Below are 19,485 nucleotides of genomic sequence, written 5' to 3' on the forward strand. Positions count from 1 at the left end.
TTCAGCCTTCTTCTGCAAGTTCCAGAAAACTTCTTTCTCTTATAGAATTCTTTTCAACAGAAAGGATCATTCCAAAACCTTGTGCATTTTTTGCTCCCAATCCTGAATTAAGCGCTAATTTCAACAATTGAGTTTCACCTTTTAAAATGAAATATCCAGTCCATCCTTTTATGATAATATCTTTGTAAAAAAGTAATTTCTCATTTTTTTCCGTTATACCGTAAGGTTCAATATAAAAATTATTGTTTTTTATTACAATACCTAATGCTGAAGCTTTTCTTTTGAGGTTTTCTTCTATCAATTTTTTAAAATCTGATGAATAGGGAGAAAAATAATGAGTATAACGATTTCCGTTTGGTAGGACGATAGTTGAATATGCTGTAATGGGCGATAAAGTTTTAACAAGCATTTCTTCATCCACTTCATTTTGAATAACTTCATACTTCCTCAAAGTAAAATAATTTTTTTCGATTCTCACGACCTTTTGTTCATTTAAAGAATGTAAAACCGCCTCTACTAATTTATCAATTGGGGAAGCGAAGTAAATATTGAATAAACCTTTAAAAATCATCCTTCTATTCTCAACTTTAAAAGAACTATAGGGGTAAATCCTTGAAAAAGTGAAAAGCTTCAACTTCTTATCTTCAGACCTTGTTCCTAAATCGTGGTACTTAGGTACAGTATCTGACATTAAATAGTAAAACAATCCTTGCAAAGGTCTATTGTAATGAACAGGAAGATCGATTTTGTCGCCTTCTAGAGCTCCAAAAACTAACTTAATGACCAATAGAATCCCCCCAATATTAATAATAAGTCTTTAGATAAAACCCTTTGTGACAAACGCACAAAGGGTTTATTGACTCAAAGAAATTAAAATATAGCTTGTTCGGTCTCCTTATCGAATGCATGTATCATTTTTAAATCAATTGCGACTTCAAAATTCTGTCCAGATTCTGCTCGCGTTTGAGGACTTACCTTTGCAGTCATAGATTGTCCAGCAATCGTTAAATGGAGTAAAGTCTCACTCCCCAAAGGTTCAACAACGTCAACGAGAGCTTTTAAAATATTAGTTTCTTCAGCACCTTCGAAAAAATTTTTGTCATAAATATCTTCTGGTCTAACACCAAATATAACATCCTTATCTATATAATTTTCAAGTAAAGGGGCTTTATCATCTGGTACTTTTATAGATATTCCTTCTGATTTGAACCAAATGCCGTTATTTCTAGCTACTTTTACATTCAAGAAATTCATTGGAGGCGTCCCAATAAATCCAGCAACAAAAATGTTAGCTGGGTTATTGTATACATCAAAAGGTCCACCAACCTGTTGAATTAATCCTTCATTCATTATAACAATTTTGTCAGCCATAGTCATAGCTTCCACTTGGTCATGTGTAACGTAAGCAATAGTAGCTTCCAACCTTTTTTGTAGTTTCTTAAGTTCGGCTCTCATCTGCACCCTTAGTTTTGCATCTAAGTTTGAAAGAGGTTCATCAAATAAGAAAACTTTAGGATCCCTTACTATGGCTCTACCAACTGCTACCCTCTGTCTTTGTCCCCCTGATAACTGTTTTGGTTTTCTATCTAGCAAATGATCGATCCCGAGAATTTTTGCGGCGTTTCTAACTCTCCTTTCAATTTCGTCTTTAGGGGTTTTTCTCAATTTCAATCCAAAAGCCATATTATCGTAAACAGTCATATGTGGATAAAGGGCATAATTTTGGAAAACCATCGCAATATCTCTATCCTTTGGTTCCACATCATTTACAACTTTTTGGTCTATTTTTATTGTTCCTTCAGTAATGTCTTCTAATCCCGCGATCATCCTTAAAGTAGTAGTTTTCCCACATCCTGAAGGTCCAAGTAATACAAGGAATTCCTTATCCTCTATTTCAAATTCTACATCCTTTACTGCGTGAAATCCGTTTGGATAAACCTTGTTAACCTTTTCTAATACAACTTGAGCCATTAAAGTACACCTCCATCTTTTAATTTATTCTGTCTTTAATAACACTAAAACTTGTGTTAGCGCCCCTTCGCCTCGCAGCCACCCATAAGGAAAAAAGAGTCTATGCCATACCTGCAGAGTCAACCAAAAAGAATGATGAACTCAGTAATCAAAATCTTTAAAAAAGTCCTTAATCCGATGATATTCCTCTACGTTTTCTATCTCAAAAAGAGAAATATCTCTCACTTCATCGACGAATTCCATGAGCTTAACAAATTTATCATAATCTAATAAAACAACCTTTGGTACACCATTCTTGGTAATAACAATGTCTTTGTTTTCAACTTCATCAACAACTTGAGATAATTTTGCTTTCGCTTCGGCTAAGCTATAAAAAGTAAAGTCTTTTAAATACATATCTCACACCCCTTGACTATAATTATAGTCAATTTATTCTAATTTGTCAACCCAAGGAATTTAAAGATTTTTGGGCATAATCAATTCTAATTCATTCTAATGCCAAATAATCTCATCTAATTGATATATTTGGCTTTGGTATATCTTTTTACTTCTTCAATATCGGCAATAGAAAGGCCAAAATTCGACCAATAAGGGATAATTGTGTTGTTTAGAAGCAAAGGATCTATATTTGAAGATATAGCATTTTTTTTAACAAGTTCTTCGTATTCAACCGTGCCAGGAATTGGAGTAAATTCGTTTAAATTCACCTTTATTCCGAGCGAATGGCAGAAATCAACAGCTTGTATTACATCATTCTTATTCTGAGATGGTAGATTTACCAAGACGTAAGCATAAACATCGTTCATATCAAAACCAGCATTTTTCAGACATGTAACCGCTTTTACAAGATCGTTATTAGTTACCTTAAACCCTGTCCCTTTTTGAATATTAAAATCATAGCTTTCGTATCCCAGCTTTATCGTTTTAAAATTTGCTTTTTTCAATAACAAAGCTATTTCATCATCAACACGTCGGGCATGTATACCATTGGGCAAATGATATCGAACGTCAAATTTAGAAAGGTACTTCAACAATTCTTTAATATCTTTTCTTAATAAAAACGCATCGTCAAAAAAAACGATATCTTTTACATAGGGTCTTTTTTTAAGAACATACTCTATATTATTTATTATTTTGTCTATACTTCTATATTGAAATTTCCACATCTTAGGAGTTACACAATACGTACAGTGAAAGGGACAACCTACTGAAGAAACTAGAACAACATAAGTCAAATAAGAAGCATAAAAATCGTAGGTAAGATCGATTTCTTCAAACCAGTTGAAGTTATCTAATTTTATGGTATCTTCGTTTAGTACTTCCAAAACTGTCTTTAAAGGAGACATACCTGTTCCTGGAGAAATATTGACTCCAAATTTGGAAAAATTATCTTCTGCATGCTTTGTATACAAAGTTGAATAAATTCCACCTAAAAAGATAGGAGTTGACGGGAAGAAATTTCTCAAAATTTCGATAGTTTTTTCTCCACCGTAGTACCAGTATGTTAAAGTGATTCCCACCAAAATTGCATCAACTTTGTTCTGTTTTTTTATAGCTTCTAATTTACTTTCAAACAATTTTAAAGGTAATCCATACCTTTTAAATTTTCTTGGAATATTCTTTAATATATCCGGCTTTTCAACGCCTTCGTTATAAAACTTACCAGTTCCGTACTTTTTATCTTTTGGAGGATATTTTGAAATTAAATCATCATCATGCCTGTTTAGCAGATCGATAAAAGTTACGCTGTGACCTAAATAAGTTAGTACCTCACTTATGTATAACAACCCTAAGGGCTTAAGCCAAAAATCATATGCTGCAAAATCGTAGATCCAAGGATTAACAACCAAGAAGTTCAAATCGTTGCCTCCTATCACAATTTCTTGATTTCTTTTGAATAATATAATATTCCCTTTAATGTTAAATAAGGGTCGTAATGCTTGAAAATAGATATTTTACTCGAAAGGAAACTCATATCTCCCCCAGTTGCTACAACGACAAAATCTTTGTTCCTTTCTCTTTTTATTTCGTCTATAAGTCTCTCTATCCCGTATAACGTTGTTTTTATTACCCCTATTTGAATATTGTCGATAGTATTTTTCCCCAAATGGTATTCAGGAATCTTTATCTCTACCTTCGGAAGTTGGGCAGTTCTAGAAAACAATGCACCTATAGCGGTCTTAAATCCAGGAATTATCGCACCACCAACAAAATTCCCTCCTTCTAAGACATCTACGGTTATAGCGGTCCCAAAATCTAGAGCAATTACGTTGTCACCATATTCTTGTTTACATGCAATAACGTTACATATTCTATCCGCACCAACTTCTTTGGGATAATCTACTAAATATGCTATATTATTAATTTTGTTCTTCGTACCAACAAAAATAATTTCAACATTAAAATATTTTTTTAGCATCTGTTCTAAAATAAAGTTTACATTGGGAACCACAGAAGAAATGCCTGCCAAGGTTATCTTGTTTAAATCAACATTTACCCGATTTAATAAATTTGAAATGATAACAAATAAACCATCCTCCGACTCAAAGCTACTTGGTCCAATTCTCCAAGTCAAAAACTTACCATCTTGGTGTATCCCAACCATCGTATAAGAGTTACCGACATCAAATAAAAGTTCCAATTTTACCCCTTCCTTTCTTTACCTTGAACCCCTTTGGGGGCGTCTCTTCATAATATATGGTAGGCTGCCTTCCTTAGACGATTCATGACTGCTATACCTATACCTTTATCTTCTATACCTTCGATAATCATGGCATCAACTTTTTCATCGTATTTTCTTAACATTTCAAAAAGTTTAACCGCAAATTCATAGTAATTTGATTCACTACCTATAGTGTCAAAATTAATATTATGATCTTTATAATATCCAACATGTTCTTTCAGGCAGAGAACTAAAGGATTGTTATAACTTTTCACTTCCTCTAAAACCTTTTTTACCATAGTATTTGCATCATCATGTTCAACCAAAATAACAGGGGTGTTAGGAGCATAATGCCTGTATTTCATACCCGGAGATTTTATATAGTCCGGTTCTATTTTTCCATATACAAAATCAGGAATAATAATATCTCCAAAAATCTCTTTTAATTTCTCAGGTGGAATGGGACCTGGCCGTAATATTATTGGTATCTTTCCTTGAGTTAAATCAATTATCGTCGATTCTACTCCAAACTCTACTTTACCTCCAATAATTATATAGTCAACTTTCCCAAGCATATCCTTTAAAACATGTTCCGACATTGTTGGACTAGGCTTACCTGAAATATTAGCACTTGGTGCAGCAATTGGTACTTCAGCGTACTCTATCAATTTTAAAGCTACAGGATGGGCGGGCATTCTAATAGCCAAGGTGTCTTTTCCAGCTGTCACAATATCTGGAACAACCTCCCGTTTTTTCAATACAAAAGTAATCGGACCTGGTAATAACCTTTCTATTTTTTCTAAAAGAGCATAAGAGATATAAGTATACTCTAAAAAAGATCTAACGTTTGATACATGGAGTATCAAAGGATTGTCGTAAGGTCTACCTTTAGCTTCAAAAATCTTTCTCACGGCATTTTCTGAAAGACCATTTGCCCCCAAACCGTAAACCGTTTCAGTAGGAAAAACGACTGTTTTATCTTCTTTGATTGCTTGAGCTGCTTCTTTAATTTTTTCCTCTTCGATATTTAATGGATCCACGTCGATAACTTTGGTTTCCATAATGAATTCTCCTTTTCCATTTGGCAAATAAAAATACCTTCAACTTATATTATACAAGAAAACATCAAAAAAGTGAAATAATCGATCATAATGACCTCTAATCTCTGTTAAATGTCTCTAAATACAAATATTCGACTTTTTTCTTGTAGTAAAGCTAAATGTGGTATAATTCAAAAAGTACACGTTGGATGGAGAGCGGGGGCTAAGTGCCGTTAAAAGCAAAAGAAAGAGAAAAGGTGGGTTATAAATGAATACTCAAAAGACCGTAATAGAAGAATTAATAAGTAAAATAAACAAAAAGGAAAATATGCTAGATGATTCGCTAGAGAACGATAATTTTGAAATTTTTTCTAAAACGCTAGAAGAAAGATTGGAACTACTGAAACAATTGGAACCATTTAAAAACGAACTCGCCGTAAAAAACGTCCTTGAAAAAATCTTAAAAAAAGATTCTGAGCGTTCAAAAAGTATAGAGGAGAAGATGAAAAAAATCAAAGGCGATCAATTCAACGTTCAGGTGAGTAAAAAAGCTATGAAAAAAGGATATCTCAAGATCGAGGAGTCCTTAAGTCGTCACAAAATTAACAGAAGTGGTTAAACACTCACTAGAGATCCTTTCTATAATACTTTGATTTAAAATGAATTTTTTCTGCTTCTTCGTAAACAATATTTCGTGCCTCTTCTAATGTATTTGCTTTATTTACTATCGATAATACCCTACCACCGTTGGTAAGTAAATCTTCACCATCTTTTTTAACACCAGAATAAAAGATTTTCGAAGTTATTTCAGGTTTAATTGTGATTCTTTCACCTTTCGCATAGGAAAAAGGGTAACCTTCGCTACTAAGCACAAGACAAAAAGAAAAGCCATCATAAAACTCAATATTGGTAGTGTTAACTCTCTCTTCTTCTATGTCGTTTATGATATCACTAAAATCAGATTTTAATAAATAAAGCATCGATTGGGCTTCTGGGTCTCCTAAACGCACATTGTATTCCAATACAAAGGGTTCATCATTTTCAATTATTAAACCTATGTACAAGAATCCCTTGTACAATAAACCCTCTTCTTCTAAACCTTTGATAGTTGGGTTTATGATTTTTTGAAATATTATCTTTGTTAATTTTTCATCAACGTCAGGATGAGGTGTAATTGCTCCCATCCCTCCAGTATTTGGGCCTTGATCTTTTTCCAACAACTTCTTATGGTCCTTCGAAACGTTAAAAAATTTGTAATTTCGACCATCCATCAGCAAAAAAACAGAGGCTTCAAAGCCTTTTAAATATTCCTCAACAACAATTTTTCTACCAGCTTCACCGAATTTTTCTTCTTTCATAAGTTCATTAAGAGCTTGGGTAGAATCTTTATAAGAATTACATATAAAAACACCCTTACCTGCCGCTAAACCATCGGCTTTTATTACCAATGGATACGAAGCTTTTTTGGAATATTCAAGGGCATCTTTTAACTCAATAAATGTATTAAAAGATGCAGTTTGAACGTTGTGCCTTTTCATGAAACTCTTTGCGAATATCTTACTGCTTTCTAATTGGGCGGCATTTTGGCTGGGACCGATTATTTTTAAATTTGACTCCTCAAACTTATCGACTATTCCATTAGCCAAATACTCTTCCGAACCTACTATCGTTATATCTATATTGTTATTTTTAACAAAATTCAAAATTTCTTTGATAGATTCTATTTTTAAACATTCACATTTATTTTCAATTGATATACCATCATTACCAGGGGCCACAAACACTTTTTCTATATCTTTACTTTGAGATAACTTCCAAGCGATTGTGTGTTCTCTACCACCTTTGCCTACTACTAATACTTTCATTATTTTTTTCCTCCTGTTACAAAAAAAATAACCACCCTCGTTTTATGTCTACAAAAAGTAAGATCTACTAAACCATCAAATTACCTTTACCTTGATTTTTTGATAGATACATTTTTCTGTCTGCAATTTCAACGATCTCTTTATAATTATTAATTACTTCATCACAAGTACTTAATCCCGCACTAAAACTGATCTTTGGTTGAAAAACTTTTAGCACATCATAGAGCCTTTCTATAATCTTTATACCAATCTCTGTTGAAATACCAGTAAATAAAATTACAAATTCATCTCCACCATATCTATAAACCCTGTCTTTATTTCTAACAGTATTCAATATTAATTGAGAAAATTTAACAAGAACATCATCACCAAACTTATGGCCATATTTATCGTTTATGTCCTTGAAATCATCCAAATCTATAAATACAGCACAAATTTTCTCTTCATTTTTTTCAAAATCTTCCAAATCAGAAAATAATTTAGAATGGTTAAAAAGTCCCGTTAAACTATCTCTCTCGGCTTGGTCTCTAATCTCCATGAATTTTTGTGAATGCTCCAACGCCAGTGAGACTAACTGAGCGAAAACCGATAAAATGTTCAACTCCTCTTTAGACGGCCTTAAATTATTTTCTGGAGAATCCAAAGATATATACCCTATAATGTTGTTTCTTTCATCTCTCAAAGCTAATAGCAATAAATCATCAGGATCCCATAAATTCTGATTATCTTCTAAATAATCTATGCTCACTTCATCCCTAGGTTGATAAGTATAAGTTTCGCTTATTTTATCAGCGTGAGGAATAAAGTAGGTATCTTTATAATTATATTTTTCATCCATAAATTTAAGAACTTCAGATATAGGAACCTCTTGACCTTTAATTTTTTCAAACATTTCTTCTTTTAGACCTCGATGTGCTATTCTTTCAACTTTATTATTCTGATAATTAAACAAACTGATAAGAACATATGCATAACCCATATTTTTCTGCATTATTTCTGCTATTTGATCGAGAATTTTTTCGGAGGATACCTTCAAGGAAAGTTGCCTGATAACCTTGCTTAAATTAACAATCACATCGTTTAATTTTCGTATTCTTTGGGTTCTCAAAATCTCATCGTTTTTATCGTTTCTCGTTTTAATTATCAGATAAAAAAGCATTAGTATCAATAAGTTCACAGAAATTATTAAGTACTTAAAAGGCGAAAACCCGAATTGTAAATACAAGTAAGAAAATGGTAAAAGACTCAAAAAGTAAAGATATTCATAAATAAACACTGAAAAATCAAAATTTTTTCTACCTTCAACTATAATGGTGTTAATAATTTTCGAAATAGTCAAAAATAAAAATATAGAAAGAGGTGGACTGAATCTATAAGAAATCAAAGCAGCCAAAGAATAGCTCGTGGAGAACACGAGAGTCCTGTATAACTTTCTACTTATTTCTTGATGTTTTGTTTTACTCAAAAGAATGACCAAAGAGGAAATTAAAATATATTGCGGCCCCAATATAAAAGCATATACAAAACCCACGGTGTTAGAGACCAACCTATTGCTGTAATTCCAATAAACCCTTATATTATCAGAAATAGCAGTTAATGCTATTACCATTAAAGCATCTAAAAGAGCAATACTTTCAAAATCTACCCTTAAAAAATAAAAAGAAAAGATTGTAATTCCTAGTAAAATAAGAGATTTTATTTTTACATTCATTTTAATCACCCATTAATAGTATACCAAAAAATGGGTGCTTTGTATACTAAAAATTTAAACAAATTATATATGTTTGAAATGTCTCATTCCCGTAAATACCATGGCTATTCCATATTTGCTACACGCCTGAATAGACTCATCATCTCTGATTGATCCTCCAGGTTGGATTATCGCTTTTATTCCATATTCTGCAGCCTTTTCTACCACATCGCTAAAAGGGAAAAAGGCATCTGAAGCTAAAACGTCCCCTCCTTTATCCTTACTTCTTTCTAGAGCTTGCGTAGCAGCCCAAATCCTGTTGGGTTGGCCAGCCCCTATGCCTGTGGTAGCCTTGTTTTTTGAAACCACTATTGCATTTGATTTTACGTGTTTTACCGCCTTCCATGCAAACAAAAGTTCTTCTTTGATTTCTTCTGATACTTTAGTTTCTGTTACAACCTCAAATTCGTTTATAACCCGTTTATCAACTTCTTGAACGAGAATCCCTCCATCAACTGATACATATTCATACGTATCAATAGGCTTAGAATTCATCTTCAAAATTCTTAAATTCTTTTTCTCTTTTAAAATATCTAAAGCCTCTTCATCGTACTCTGGAGCCATTATTATCTCAAGAAATATTTTCTTTAGCTCAAGTGCTGTTTCAACATCAATTTTCCTGTTAAAAGCAACTATTCCACCAAATATTGAAACAGGGTCGCATGAATAAGCCTTCTGGTATGCTTCTATAACACTATCTCCCAAAGCAATACCGCAAGGAGAACTGTGTTTTAAACAACAACATGCTGTATCTTCAAATTCATTCACCGCTTTCCATGCAGAATCTGCATCTCTCAAATTGTTAAAGGATAACTCTTTCCCGTTTAATTGTTCAAATGAAGTCATAGCCCCAGAAGTTAAAGTATTTTTATAAAAAATGGCACTTTGATGAGGATTTTCACCATACCTCATTTCATAACTTTTTTCAAATGGAACCGTTAAAAATTCTTGAAAATCATCCTTATTTGTTAATTGAGCATTTAGATAATTACTTATACAACTATCATAAAAGGCGGTCAAATTAAAAGCTTTTGAAGCTAAGTACAATCTATAATTCTCATCTAACTCTTCTGGTGTCTTTAATTTAGCGGATATTTGTTCCAAATCAGATTCATCTACTACTACAATTACATCTTTGTAATTTTTCGCCGCAGATCTTATCATTGTTGGTCCGCCTATATCTATAAATTCAATCAACTCATTCATGTCAACATCGCGTTTGTTAGCTACTTCTACAAATGGATAAAGATTAACATAAATGAGATCTATTGGCTCTATTTTTAAATTTTCTAGAGTTTCCATATCTTGCTTATTCTCTCTTCTTGCAAGAATACCTCCTTGTATAAAAGGATTCAAAGTTTTAACTCTTCCATTTAATATCTCAGGAAAATTGGTGATTTCTTCAACGGGGGTAACTTCGATGCTGTTCTCTTGAAGTTTCTTAGCGGTTCCACCCGTTGAAATAATTTCAATTCCAAGTTCTTGAAGAGTTTGCGCGAAATCGACTACTTTTTCTTTTTTGTAAGTACTTAACAATGCTCTTTTTATCACTCTAATACCTCCCATGTTATTTTTATAAATTATCCTTTATAAACTTTATTCATCGCCCCTTCAATCTTTAGCTATCTTCATCGGAATTGCTCAAGAGATTCTCAATTACTTGAGGATAATATTGATGTTCTAACTTATGAATTTCTTCCTCTAACTTTGCAAGGTCCCAATTTTTGTCTACTTTTAACTTTTTTTGTAATATGATTCTCCCACCATCAACTTCCTCTTCAACGTAATGAATCGTTATTCCTGTGTATTCTTCTTTATTATTATATGCCCTTTCTATTGAACGTACACCAGGGTACTTAGGTAAGAGAGAAGGATGAATATTTATTATTTTATTGTCATAATATCTAACTATGTAGCTTGGTAAGATTCTCATGTATCCTGCTAGTACCATTAGATCAAAATCTAGAGCTTTCAAACGATCAAAAAGATAATCATTGAACTCTTTTTTTGATTTGAAAGTGCTATAATCTATTATTTCATAATCTATTCCCAATATTTTTGCTCTTTCTGCTACCTGAGCTTCCTTGTTATCCGTTATCAATTTAATTATACTAATTTTTTCAGATTTCGAAAAATATTTACATATAGCTTCAAAATTTGTCCCGTTACCTGAGGCTAAAATTACTATCTTTTTCACAGTATATCGCTCCTAAAAACGTTTTTACTAAATGATCCTAACTTTTTGGTTTGAATCGTTTGCCATCTTCACTTCTCCAATAATGAAAAAATCTTCCTTCAAAACAGATTCCAATATTTTTGTAACTTCAGAAAGATTGTCTTCAGAAACAACATAAATCATACCGATACCCATGTTGAAGGTTTTGAACATTTCTTCATCAGAGACACCTGACTGTTTAATACTTTCAAAGACAGAAGGAATCTCCCAATTAACCTTTATATCTGCACAACAACCATCAGGGATTATTCTGGGCAAGTTATCGATTATTCCCCCGCCCGTTATGTGAGCAGCACCTTTTATATAATTAATCAACGTTAAAGTTTGTTTAACATATATTCTTGTAGGGTTTAAAAGTTCTTCTGTGAAGGTAATTTTTCTTTCATCCAGTAATTTTCTAACCAAAGAATAGCCATTTGAATGTATCCCAGAAGAAGAAAGACCGATAAGCTTATCACCTGGCTCTACCTTTGAATAGTCAAATATATTATCTTTTTCAACTATTCCAACGGCGAAACCAGCGATATCTTCACTCTTGTTTTTAAAAACACCAGGTAGTTCGGCTGTTTCTCCACCTAAAAGAACACACTCATATTCATCTAAAATATTTTTTAAATGCCGAATGAAAGTGACAAAATTATTCTTATTTAAGTGTGATGTAGAGAAATAATCTAAAAAAAATAAAGGCTTTGCACCCATGCAAACCAAATCGTTTAAATTCATAGCCACCAAATCTTGTGCAGCTATATCCCATCTTCCATACTTTTTTAACAAATGAAGCTTTGTACCTATTCCATCGGAAGTAGCTACTAAAAAAGGATTTTTATAATTAGGTAGCACATCTTTCAAAGGAAATATCCCTGCATATGCACCTATATTGGAGCCAATAAAAGATCTGATTTCTTTAATTGATTCGTTAGCTTTGTCTATATCTACACCTGAGTTTTTATAAAACATGGATTACCTCCCAAATTTTGGTTATAGTGTCTTCTATGATATTTGCTCCCCTTCGCCCCGCATCCCACCCTTTTTATGAAGGGACCTGCGGTCCCTTAAACTGGCTGGGGGAGAGCTCCGCCCTGTGACCCTTTTTAAAAGCAGATTTTTTTATTAATTGTTTGCATGGTTTTCATGTAAGCCTTGTTTAGTCTTTGTTATCGACCCTTTGCCCCGCTACCCAATAATTTAAAAAATTTTAATCTTTTATAAAACAGTGAAAGCAGTAATTTTTTCCCTTTTCACCTAAAGAAGTAAGTAAATTCGGCAAAGTAATAAAATTAAGAGAATCTGCATTAAGAATTTTTCTAATGTCTTCGACCGTTTTAGTTGCGCAGATTAATTCTTCTTTCGTAGGAATATCAACCCCCCAAAGGCACGTATTAGTTACCATTGGAGAGGCTATTCTTATATGAACTTGTTTGGCTCCATTCTCCCTTAGCATCTTCACTATATGTTTCATCGTTGTTCCTCTTACGATGGAATCATCTATTAAAATAACTCTTTTGTTGTCTATAACTTCTTTAATCGGTAAAAGTTTACGTCTGACTCCCAACTTTCTTTCTTGCAGATCTGGATCGATAAAAGTTCTTCCAACATACTTGTTTCTCATTAACCCCATTTCTAACGGAATACCAGATGCTTTTGAATATCCTAAGGCAGCAGAAAAGCCGCTATCCATTACCGGAACAACTATATCAGCATCCACAGGATTCTCTTTTGCACACAACTCTCCCAACTTTTCACGCATTAAGTGTACGTTATCACCAAATATATTTGAATCGGGTCTTGCGAAGTAAACGTGTTCAAAAAAGCAAAACTTATTAGGACTATTAGAAGATATTAAATGACTTTTAATCTTTCCATCCTTTATTTCAATTAATTCACCGGGCTTTATTTCTCTAATTTTAGCATTTCTAAGAGGAAAAAATTTGAAAGCACTATCTTCCGAAGCTATATAAATTCCATTTTCAGTTTCACAAATACTTAACGGTCTGTATCCGAAAGGATCTCTAAAAGCAATGATTTTATCTGTAAAAAGAAAAAGTAGTGAGTAAGAAGGAGATATATTTTCAGCAATTAACTTACCTATATATTATGTTAATTTAAAATAACTTAATTTAAGAATGCAACTCTTTAAAACTCAAAAAATGTTCAGCCCATAAATCCAATCTTCTAATATCTCCTGGTTCAAGTTACCAATCGCTGATTTTTTTTATTGTTACTTGACTCTTAAAGATATTAATTGTATAATAGAGATAATTAATTCAATTTAAATTAAGTTACCAATTGAGACATTATTTATGAAATTTTTGTCAATAAAAGAACTTCTATGAAATTTTTTTCATATTTTTGTAAAACTAGTTTTTGGTTCAGCAAATAATTAGCATAAGTTTTTGTAGTAGGGGTTTTTCAAGTATTACATATCAGCATATTTTACGAGGAGGGATTTTATGAAAAAGTATTTGGTGAGTTTATTTGTTGTGTTGGTTTTATTTGTTGGAGTTTGGGCACAATCTACTATAGTTGTTGGTACCACAGACAAAATTAGAACTCTAGACCCGGCTTTGTGTTATGACTACTTTTCTAGTAATATTTTACAAAATGTTTTAGCTGGGCCAGTAGATTACAAGGTTAATTCGACGGAAATTGTTCCAAATTTATTCGAAAGTTGGGAAGTATCTGAAGATGGATTAGAGTATCTTTTCCACGTTCGAAAAGGTGTAGTTTTCGAAGATGGGACCCCTATAGATGCATCCATTTTTAAATTCTCTTTCGATAGGGTTATAAACCTTGGGGGAGATCCCGCATTCTTACTTTCTGATATAGTTAAAACAACCGAAGTGGTCGATGATTATATCTTCAAAGTGACTCTCGATTATCCTTTTTCTGCTTTTGTATCAGTATTAGGTTACACTGTTGGTTGGCCTGTCAATCCAAACGTATTCTCCGCAGATAGTTTTTATGATGGGGCACCTTCCGCTTCTGGTCCATACAAAGTCACCGAATGGATAAGAGACGTAAGAATTACATTGCAAGCAAATGACAAATACTTCGGTGAAAAACCTAAAACGGATAGGATCATCATTTTATTTTACGAAAACGCGGCAACGTTGAGATTAGCTTTGGAAACGGGTGAAATAGATATTGCATTCAGACATTTAGACCCAAGGGATATACAAGATTTAAAAAGTTCTAAAAATGTTCAAGTTATCCAGGGGGAAAGTCCACAAATCAGAATGCTAGTATTCAATGCACAGAAAGAACCTTTCGACGATCCATTGGTAAGACAAGCGATTTCCTTAGCTGTGGAAAGAGATGTAATCGTTGAAGATGTATTTTTGAATATGGCATCACCACTGTACTCACTTGTACCAATGGGAATGTGGAGTCATGAAGATGTCTTCCAAGAAGGGGATCTTGAGGCTGCAAAACAACTGTTGTATCAAGCTGGTTACGACGAAAAAAACAAACTAGTGGTTGATCTTTGGTACAGCCCTACTCATTATGGAACAACAGAAGCAGATGTCGCCCAAGTTTTAATGGAGTCCTTAGAAAAAACAGGAATTATCGATATCAACTTAGAATATGCTGAATGGGCAACCTATGTTGATTATTTCTTAAATGGAAACATGGGGATGTTCTTATTAGGTTGGTATCCTGATTATATTGACCCTGATGATTACCTCTGGCCATTCTTAAGTGAAAATGGGGCTAGATCGATGGGTAGTTTTTATGTCAATCCAGTAACTGAAAGTGTAATGAGGGCGGCAAGAGTAGCGACTGACCAGGAAGTTAGATCCCAATTGTACAAATTGGTCCAACAAGATCTAGCGTTCAACGCACCATACGTTTCGCTTTGGCAAGGTGTAGAAACGGTAGCTGCCCAAAATAACATCAAAGGAATTTTGTTAGAACCTTCTCAAGTTTTTAGATATTATTTGCTTTACAAGGAATAATTTTCTTAAGAATTTTTTTACGTTTGAAACTAAAACAATTGCCCCGATTTTTTAAGAATCGGGGCAATTTTAAGAAAACAAACCTCAGAAAAGAAGGGTGATCTAAGTGTCTCTGAGAAATTATATTATTGTGAGGATCTTGTTGGCTATTCCCATGCTTTTTGTTCTCCTAGTAGTAATATTTTTTGTTATTAGGATAATTCCCGGAGATCCCGTTGCAGCAATGTTAGGTGGAAGAGCCTCTCAAGAAGTTATTGAAGCCAGGAGAGCAGAATTAGGACTTAACGATCCCATATTGGTTCAATTTTTTAAATACGTAGGGGGACTGTTCAAAGGTGACTTGGGAACTTCAACAATGACGGGAAGGCCTGTGCTTGATGAGATCTTAGAAAGATTTCCTGCAACACTTGAATTAACGATTTTTGCGTTTATTGTAGCAGTAGTTATAGGGGTCTTTTGGGGTTCAAAAGCTGCACAAAAAAGAGACAAACCCGTAGATATAATTGCCAGAGGATTTTCGATGCTTATGTATGCTGTACCGGTATTTTGGTTTGGTTTGATGATGCAATTCATTTTTGGAATGCAGTTGAAATGGCTACCTATTGCCGGAAGGATCGGCGCTACAGTGCAATTCGAAGAAATTACAGGTTTGTTTTTACTGGATTCCCTTTTAAGAGGTAATTGGACTGCTTTTTGGGATGTTCTGCAACATTTGTTGTTACCTGGTATTACTCTTGGCCTTGTTATCTCAAGTATTTTTTTAAGAATGGTGAGGAATAATACAATTCTAACGTTAACCTCTGATTATGTTAAATCTGCTAAAGCAAGGGGTATACCTGAAAATAGAATATTATACAGGCATGCTTTAAGGAACGCTTTAGTTCCTATTTTAACAGTAATGGGATTACAGCTCGCACTATTGATGGCTGGAGCTGTTTTAACTGAAACAACTTTTTCTTGGCCAGGGATAGGGAGTTACCTCATCATGAAAATCAGATACAGAGATTTTCCCGCCATTCAAGGAACGATAGTTTTTTTCGCAATTTTCGTAATTATAATTAACATCATAGTAGAAATTATCAACGCGTTAATAGACCCAAGAGTAAGGTACTGAGGAGGGTATAAAATTGGAAGAACATAAATTCATTTCATCGAAGATTGGAAAGGGCTTCTCCAGATTCTTTAGAGGTTCCAATGCATGGCTTACCTTCATAGGTATGGTTATTTTAATTTTTTACATTTTTTTAGCCATTTTTTCACCTCAAATAGCTCCTTACGACCCTACAGAAAGGGTTGGAAGATCTTTAACCCCTCCGAGTAATGAATTTTGGTTTGGAACAGACAACCTCGGTAGGGACGTATTTAGTAGGGTTGTTTATGGGGCTAGAATAGCCTTAACAATAGCTTTTGTTTCTGTGGCAATAGCTTCTGCTATTGGTATACCGTTAGGTTTATTATCTGGATTTGTGGGCGGAATATTCGATAGAATAATGACCATAGTTATGGATGCTATATATTCTTTTCCAGGTTTGATTCTTGCCATAGCGATAGCTGCATTTTTAGGACCAGGTATTATGAATATCGCTATTTCAATAGCCGTTGTTTACATACCCACATACTTTAGGGTAATTAGGAATCAAGTATCTTCAGTAAAAAATGAACTTTATGTCGATGGTGCAAGGGCTATAGGCGCTTCGAACTTGTCTATTTTGGGAAGGTATATACTTCCAAATGTGCTTCCGTCCGTTGTGGTTGTGCTTTCTATGAACCTAGCAGACGCCATAATGACAGAAGCTGGACTAAGCTTTTTGGGATTAGGCATAGCTCCTCCAACTCCCGATTGGGGTTTTGATTTAAGTAACGGTCAAAGATTCATTTTGAGTGGTGCTTGGTGGGCTTTGACGTTTCCCGGTGTTGCTATAATGACTGTTACACTAGGATTTTCCATGTTCAGCGAAGGGTTGAACGAGATGCTGAATCCAACAATTAGGGAAAGAAGGTAGTAAGAGTGCTTGAAGTGAAAAATCTGAAAGTTTATTATAAAAGTGAAGAAGGGATTATAAAAGCGGTTGACGATGTTAGTTTTAAGGTAAAAGACGGAGAAACCCTGGGCCTAGTGGGAGAATCGGGCTGTGGGAAGTCTACCTTAGGACAAGCTATAATGAAAATATTACCGTTAAATGCACGATTGTACGGCGAAATTATATTAAATGGTCAAAATATTATTAAAATGAACGAAAAACAAATGCGAGAAATTCGTGGTAGAGATATTACCATGATCTTTCAAGATCCGATGACTTCTCTCAATCCCATCATGAAAGTCAAAGACCTGTTTGTTGAAATTGTAAGAGCTCATTTTCCCGATATATCTAAAGAAAAAGCTATAGAAATGGGTGGTGGTGTCCTAAAGGATGTGGGAATAGACCCAAGCAGGATGAACCAATATACATTTCAATTCAGTGGTGGTATGAGACAAAGGGTGATGATCGCCCTAGGTCTTGTTTTAAAACCGTCCTTTGTCATTTCTGATGAGCCAACAACTTCTTTGGATGTCATAGTTCAAGCACAAATAATAGAGTTGATGAATAAATTAAGGGATGAATATCAAATGTCTATGTTGCTTATAACACATGATTTAGGTGTAGTTGCTCAACTTGCAGATAAGATTGGAGTAATGTATGCCGGTCATTTGGTGGAAATATCTTCAAAGGAAAATATTTATTACAATCCCAAGCACCCTTATACAAAAGCTCTTTTAGATTCAATCCCAAATACAGATATCAACGACAAAGATTTAAAATATATTCCTGGAAGTCCTCCAGATTTAGGTAAACCTCCAAAAGGATGCCGATTCGCCCCTCGGTGTGAGTACGCTATGGATATCTGCCATGAGCAGGAGCCCCCAAGTTTTTTAATCGAAGGATCGGAAGTTAAGTGCTGGCTTTATGAAAATTCTCAAGATTTAAATAATGTAAATGTAGGTGGTACTAATGACTGAAAATACAATCTTAAAAGTTCAAGGTTTGAAAAAATATTTTCCTCTAAAAAGAACGGTGGGGGAAGTTTTAACTAGAACTCCACCAAAATATGTAAGGGCGGTAGATGAGATTAATTTTGAAGTAAAAAAAGGTGAAACTCTTGGTTTAGTTGGTGAATCAGGAAGCGGGAAAACAACTACAGGTAGGCTGATTACAAGGTTAGAAGATCCCACTGAAGGAAAAATTTTATTCAAAGAAAAAGACATCAGTACATTAACAAAAAAAGAATTAAAACACATAAGAAAAGAGATTCAAATAATCTTTCAAGACCCACTTGCAGCCTTGAACCCTCATATGAGGATCGGTGAAGCTGTGATGCATCCTCTAGAAATACACAATATTGGCAAAGACCATTCCGAAAGACAAAAGCTTGTTATGGAGATGTTGGAAAGGGTACAGTTATCACCTGCAAGTGAGTATTATTATAGATATCCTCGTGATTTATCTGGTGGTCAAAGGCAAAGGGTTGTAATAGCAAGAGCTTTGATCTTAAAGCCTACTTTTGTTGTGGCGGATGAAGCAGTTGCGATGTTGGATGTCTCTGTTAGATCCCAATTGTTGCAACTGATGATCAACTTAAAAAACGATTTTGATCTGACTTATCTTTTCATCACACACGATTTAGCTACAACCAAATATATATGTGACAGAATCGCCGTAATGTACTTGGGCAAAATTATCGAAGTTGGAAATTTTGAGCAAATATATACAAAACCCAAACATCCGTACACTCAAGCTCTAATATCAGCCGTTCCTGAACCTGACCCCAAGAGCAAGAAAAGAAGAATAATACCTCAAGGGGAAGTTCCAAGTGCCGTTAACATCCCTACAGGTTGTAGGTTTCATCCTCGATGCCCGTATGCAAAAGAAATTTGTAAAATTAAAGAACCCATTTTGAAAAATGTTGAAAACCAAGAAGTTGCCTGTCATCTCTATGATTCAGAATATGAAAAGAGTGCCGTTTAGA

18 protein-coding genes are annotated in these 19,485 nt (G+C 34.0%); 6 read left to right on the forward strand and 12 right to left on the reverse strand.

The window, feature by feature from the left end; genetic code table 11:
- Window position 1: 1 nt before the first annotated feature.
- The 6 genes from cas6 to PMOB_RS09105 all read right to left on the reverse strand — a co-directional run bounded on the left by cas6 (window position 2) and on the right by PMOB_RS09105 (window position 5,694).
- Window positions 2-787 (reverse strand): CRISPR-associated endoribonuclease Cas6, encoded by a 786-nt coding sequence (cas6, locus tag PMOB_RS09080; RefSeq protein ID WP_012209555.1) that lies wholly within the window; start codon window positions 785-787, stop codon window positions 2-4.
- An 83-nt stretch (window positions 788-870) separates the two neighbouring features.
- The gene (locus PMOB_RS09085) at window positions 871-1,971 is read right to left on the reverse strand and encodes an ABC transporter ATP-binding protein (protein ID WP_012209556.1); all 1,101 of its coding nucleotides are present in this window, start codon (window positions 1,969-1,971) and stop codon (window positions 871-873) included.
- Between the two features lie 141 nt (window positions 1,972-2,112).
- A complete protein-coding gene (locus PMOB_RS09090; protein ID WP_012209557.1) occupies window positions 2,113-2,367 on the reverse strand; it encodes a type II toxin-antitoxin system Phd/YefM family antitoxin in 255 nt (84 codons plus the stop codon).
- Window positions 2,368-2,483: 116 nt separating this feature from the next.
- Window positions 2,484-3,830, reverse strand: a complete 1,347-nt coding sequence (locus PMOB_RS09095) for a B12-binding domain-containing radical SAM protein (RefSeq protein WP_012209558.1) — start codon at window positions 3,828-3,830, stop codon at window positions 2,484-2,486.
- Between the two features lie 14 nt (window positions 3,831-3,844).
- A complete protein-coding gene (locus PMOB_RS09100; RefSeq protein ID WP_012209559.1) occupies window positions 3,845-4,612 on the reverse strand; it encodes a type III pantothenate kinase in 768 nt (255 codons plus the stop codon).
- A gap of 47 nt (window positions 4,613-4,659) precedes the next feature.
- Window positions 4,660-5,694, reverse strand: a complete 1,035-nt coding sequence (locus tag PMOB_RS09105; protein WP_012209560.1) for an L-threonylcarbamoyladenylate synthase — start codon at window positions 5,692-5,694, stop codon at window positions 4,660-4,662.
- 247 nt (window positions 5,695-5,941) lie between these two features.
- Between PMOB_RS09105 and PMOB_RS09110 the strand changes: the two genes are divergently transcribed.
- Entirely contained in the window at window positions 5,942-6,292 is a 351-nt protein-coding gene (locus PMOB_RS09110; RefSeq protein WP_012209561.1) for a hypothetical protein, read from the forward strand.
- Window positions 6,293-6,299: 7 nt separating this feature from the next.
- Here PMOB_RS09110 and purD read toward each other — a convergent pair whose 3' ends face one another.
- The 6 genes from purD to PMOB_RS10345 all read right to left on the reverse strand — a co-directional run bounded on the left by purD (window position 6,300) and on the right by PMOB_RS10345 (window position 13,271).
- Window positions 6,300-7,538: a phosphoribosylamine--glycine ligase gene (gene purD / locus PMOB_RS09115; protein WP_012209562.1), complete on the reverse strand. Its 1,239-nt coding sequence runs from the start codon at window positions 7,536-7,538 to the stop codon at window positions 6,300-6,302.
- A gap of 67 nt (window positions 7,539-7,605) precedes the next feature.
- Entirely contained in the window at window positions 7,606-9,249 is a 1,644-nt protein-coding gene (locus PMOB_RS09120; protein WP_012209563.1) for a sensor domain-containing diguanylate cyclase, read from the reverse strand.
- A gap of 63 nt (window positions 9,250-9,312) precedes the next feature.
- Entirely contained in the window at window positions 9,313-10,839 is a 1,527-nt protein-coding gene (gene purH / locus PMOB_RS09125; RefSeq protein ID WP_012209564.1) for a bifunctional phosphoribosylaminoimidazolecarboxamide formyltransferase/IMP cyclohydrolase, read from the reverse strand.
- Window positions 10,840-10,906: 67 nt separating this feature from the next.
- Entirely contained in the window at window positions 10,907-11,485 is a 579-nt protein-coding gene (gene purN, locus PMOB_RS09130; RefSeq protein ID WP_012209565.1) for a phosphoribosylglycinamide formyltransferase, read from the reverse strand.
- 27 nt (window positions 11,486-11,512) lie between these two features.
- Window positions 11,513-12,481: a phosphoribosylformylglycinamidine cyclo-ligase gene (gene purM, locus PMOB_RS09135; RefSeq protein WP_012209566.1), complete on the reverse strand. Its 969-nt coding sequence runs from the start codon at window positions 12,479-12,481 to the stop codon at window positions 11,513-11,515.
- 238 nt (window positions 12,482-12,719) lie between these two features.
- A complete protein-coding gene (locus tag PMOB_RS10345) occupies window positions 12,720-13,271 on the reverse strand; it encodes an amidophosphoribosyltransferase (protein WP_049755314.1) in 552 nt (183 codons plus the stop codon).
- Window positions 13,272-13,974: 703 nt separating this feature from the next.
- Here PMOB_RS10345 and PMOB_RS09145 point away from each other — a divergent pair.
- The 5 genes from PMOB_RS09145 (at window position 13,975) to PMOB_RS09165 (ending at window position 19,484) form a co-directional block, all read left to right on the forward strand.
- Window positions 13,975-15,480, forward strand: coding sequence for an ABC transporter substrate-binding protein (locus PMOB_RS09145; protein ID WP_012209567.1), 1,506 nt, complete (start codon window positions 13,975-13,977; stop codon window positions 15,478-15,480).
- 106 nt (window positions 15,481-15,586) lie between these two features.
- Window positions 15,587-16,594 (forward strand): ABC transporter permease, encoded by a 1,008-nt coding sequence (locus PMOB_RS09150; protein WP_012209568.1) that lies wholly within the window; start codon window positions 15,587-15,589, stop codon window positions 16,592-16,594.
- A 13-nt stretch (window positions 16,595-16,607) separates the two neighbouring features.
- Window positions 16,608-17,483 (forward strand): ABC transporter permease, encoded by an 876-nt coding sequence (locus tag PMOB_RS09155; RefSeq protein ID WP_012209569.1) that lies wholly within the window; start codon window positions 16,608-16,610, stop codon window positions 17,481-17,483.
- 5 nt (window positions 17,484-17,488) lie between these two features.
- Window positions 17,489-18,478, forward strand: coding sequence for an ABC transporter ATP-binding protein (locus PMOB_RS09160; RefSeq protein WP_012209570.1), 990 nt, complete (start codon window positions 17,489-17,491; stop codon window positions 18,476-18,478).
- Entirely contained in the window at window positions 18,471-19,484 is a 1,014-nt protein-coding gene (locus PMOB_RS09165) for an ABC transporter ATP-binding protein (protein ID WP_012209571.1), read from the forward strand. The genes PMOB_RS09160 and PMOB_RS09165 overlap by 8 nt, the downstream gene beginning before the upstream one ends.
- Window position 19,485 lies beyond the last annotated feature (1 nt).

The sequence above is a fragment of the Petrotoga mobilis SJ95 genome (assembly GCF_000018605.1).
Lineage (GTDB): Bacteria > Thermotogota > Thermotogae > Petrotogales > Petrotogaceae > Petrotoga > Petrotoga mobilis.

Bases quoted from the DNA above. Each gene is read 5' to 3' on its own strand.
- PMOB_RS09110 (WP_012209561.1), top strand. From the start codon at position 5,942: ATGAATACTCAAAAGACCGTAATAGAAGAATTAATAAGTAAAATAAAC.
- PMOB_RS09085 (WP_012209556.1), bottom strand. From the start codon at position 1,971: ATGGCTCAAGTTGTATTAGAAAAGGTTAACAAGGTTTATCCAAACGGA.
- PMOB_RS09090 (WP_012209557.1), bottom strand. From the start codon at position 2,367: ATGTATTTAAAAGACTTTACTTTTTATAGCTTAGCCGAAGCGAAAGCA.
- purD (WP_012209562.1), bottom strand. From the start codon at position 7,538: ATGAAAGTATTAGTAGTAGGCAAAGGTGGTAGAGAACACACAATCGCT.
- PMOB_RS10345 (WP_049755314.1), bottom strand. From the start codon at position 13,271: ATGCGTGAAAAGTTGGGAGAGTTGTGTGCAAAAGAGAATCCTGTGGAT.
- purM (WP_012209566.1), bottom strand. From the start codon at position 12,481: ATGTTTTATAAAAACTCAGGTGTAGATATAGACAAAGCTAACGAATCA.
- PMOB_RS09105 (WP_012209560.1), bottom strand. From the start codon at position 5,694: ATGGAAACCAAAGTTATCGACGTGGATCCATTAAATATCGAAGAGGAA.
- PMOB_RS09120 (WP_012209563.1), bottom strand. From the start codon at position 9,249: ATGAATGTAAAAATAAAATCTCTTATTTTACTAGGAATTACAATCTTT.
- PMOB_RS09145 (WP_012209567.1), top strand. From the start codon at position 13,975: ATGAAAAAGTATTTGGTGAGTTTATTTGTTGTGTTGGTTTTATTTGTT.
- PMOB_RS09165 (WP_012209571.1), top strand. From the start codon at position 18,471: ATGACTGAAAATACAATCTTAAAAGTTCAAGGTTTGAAAAAATATTTT.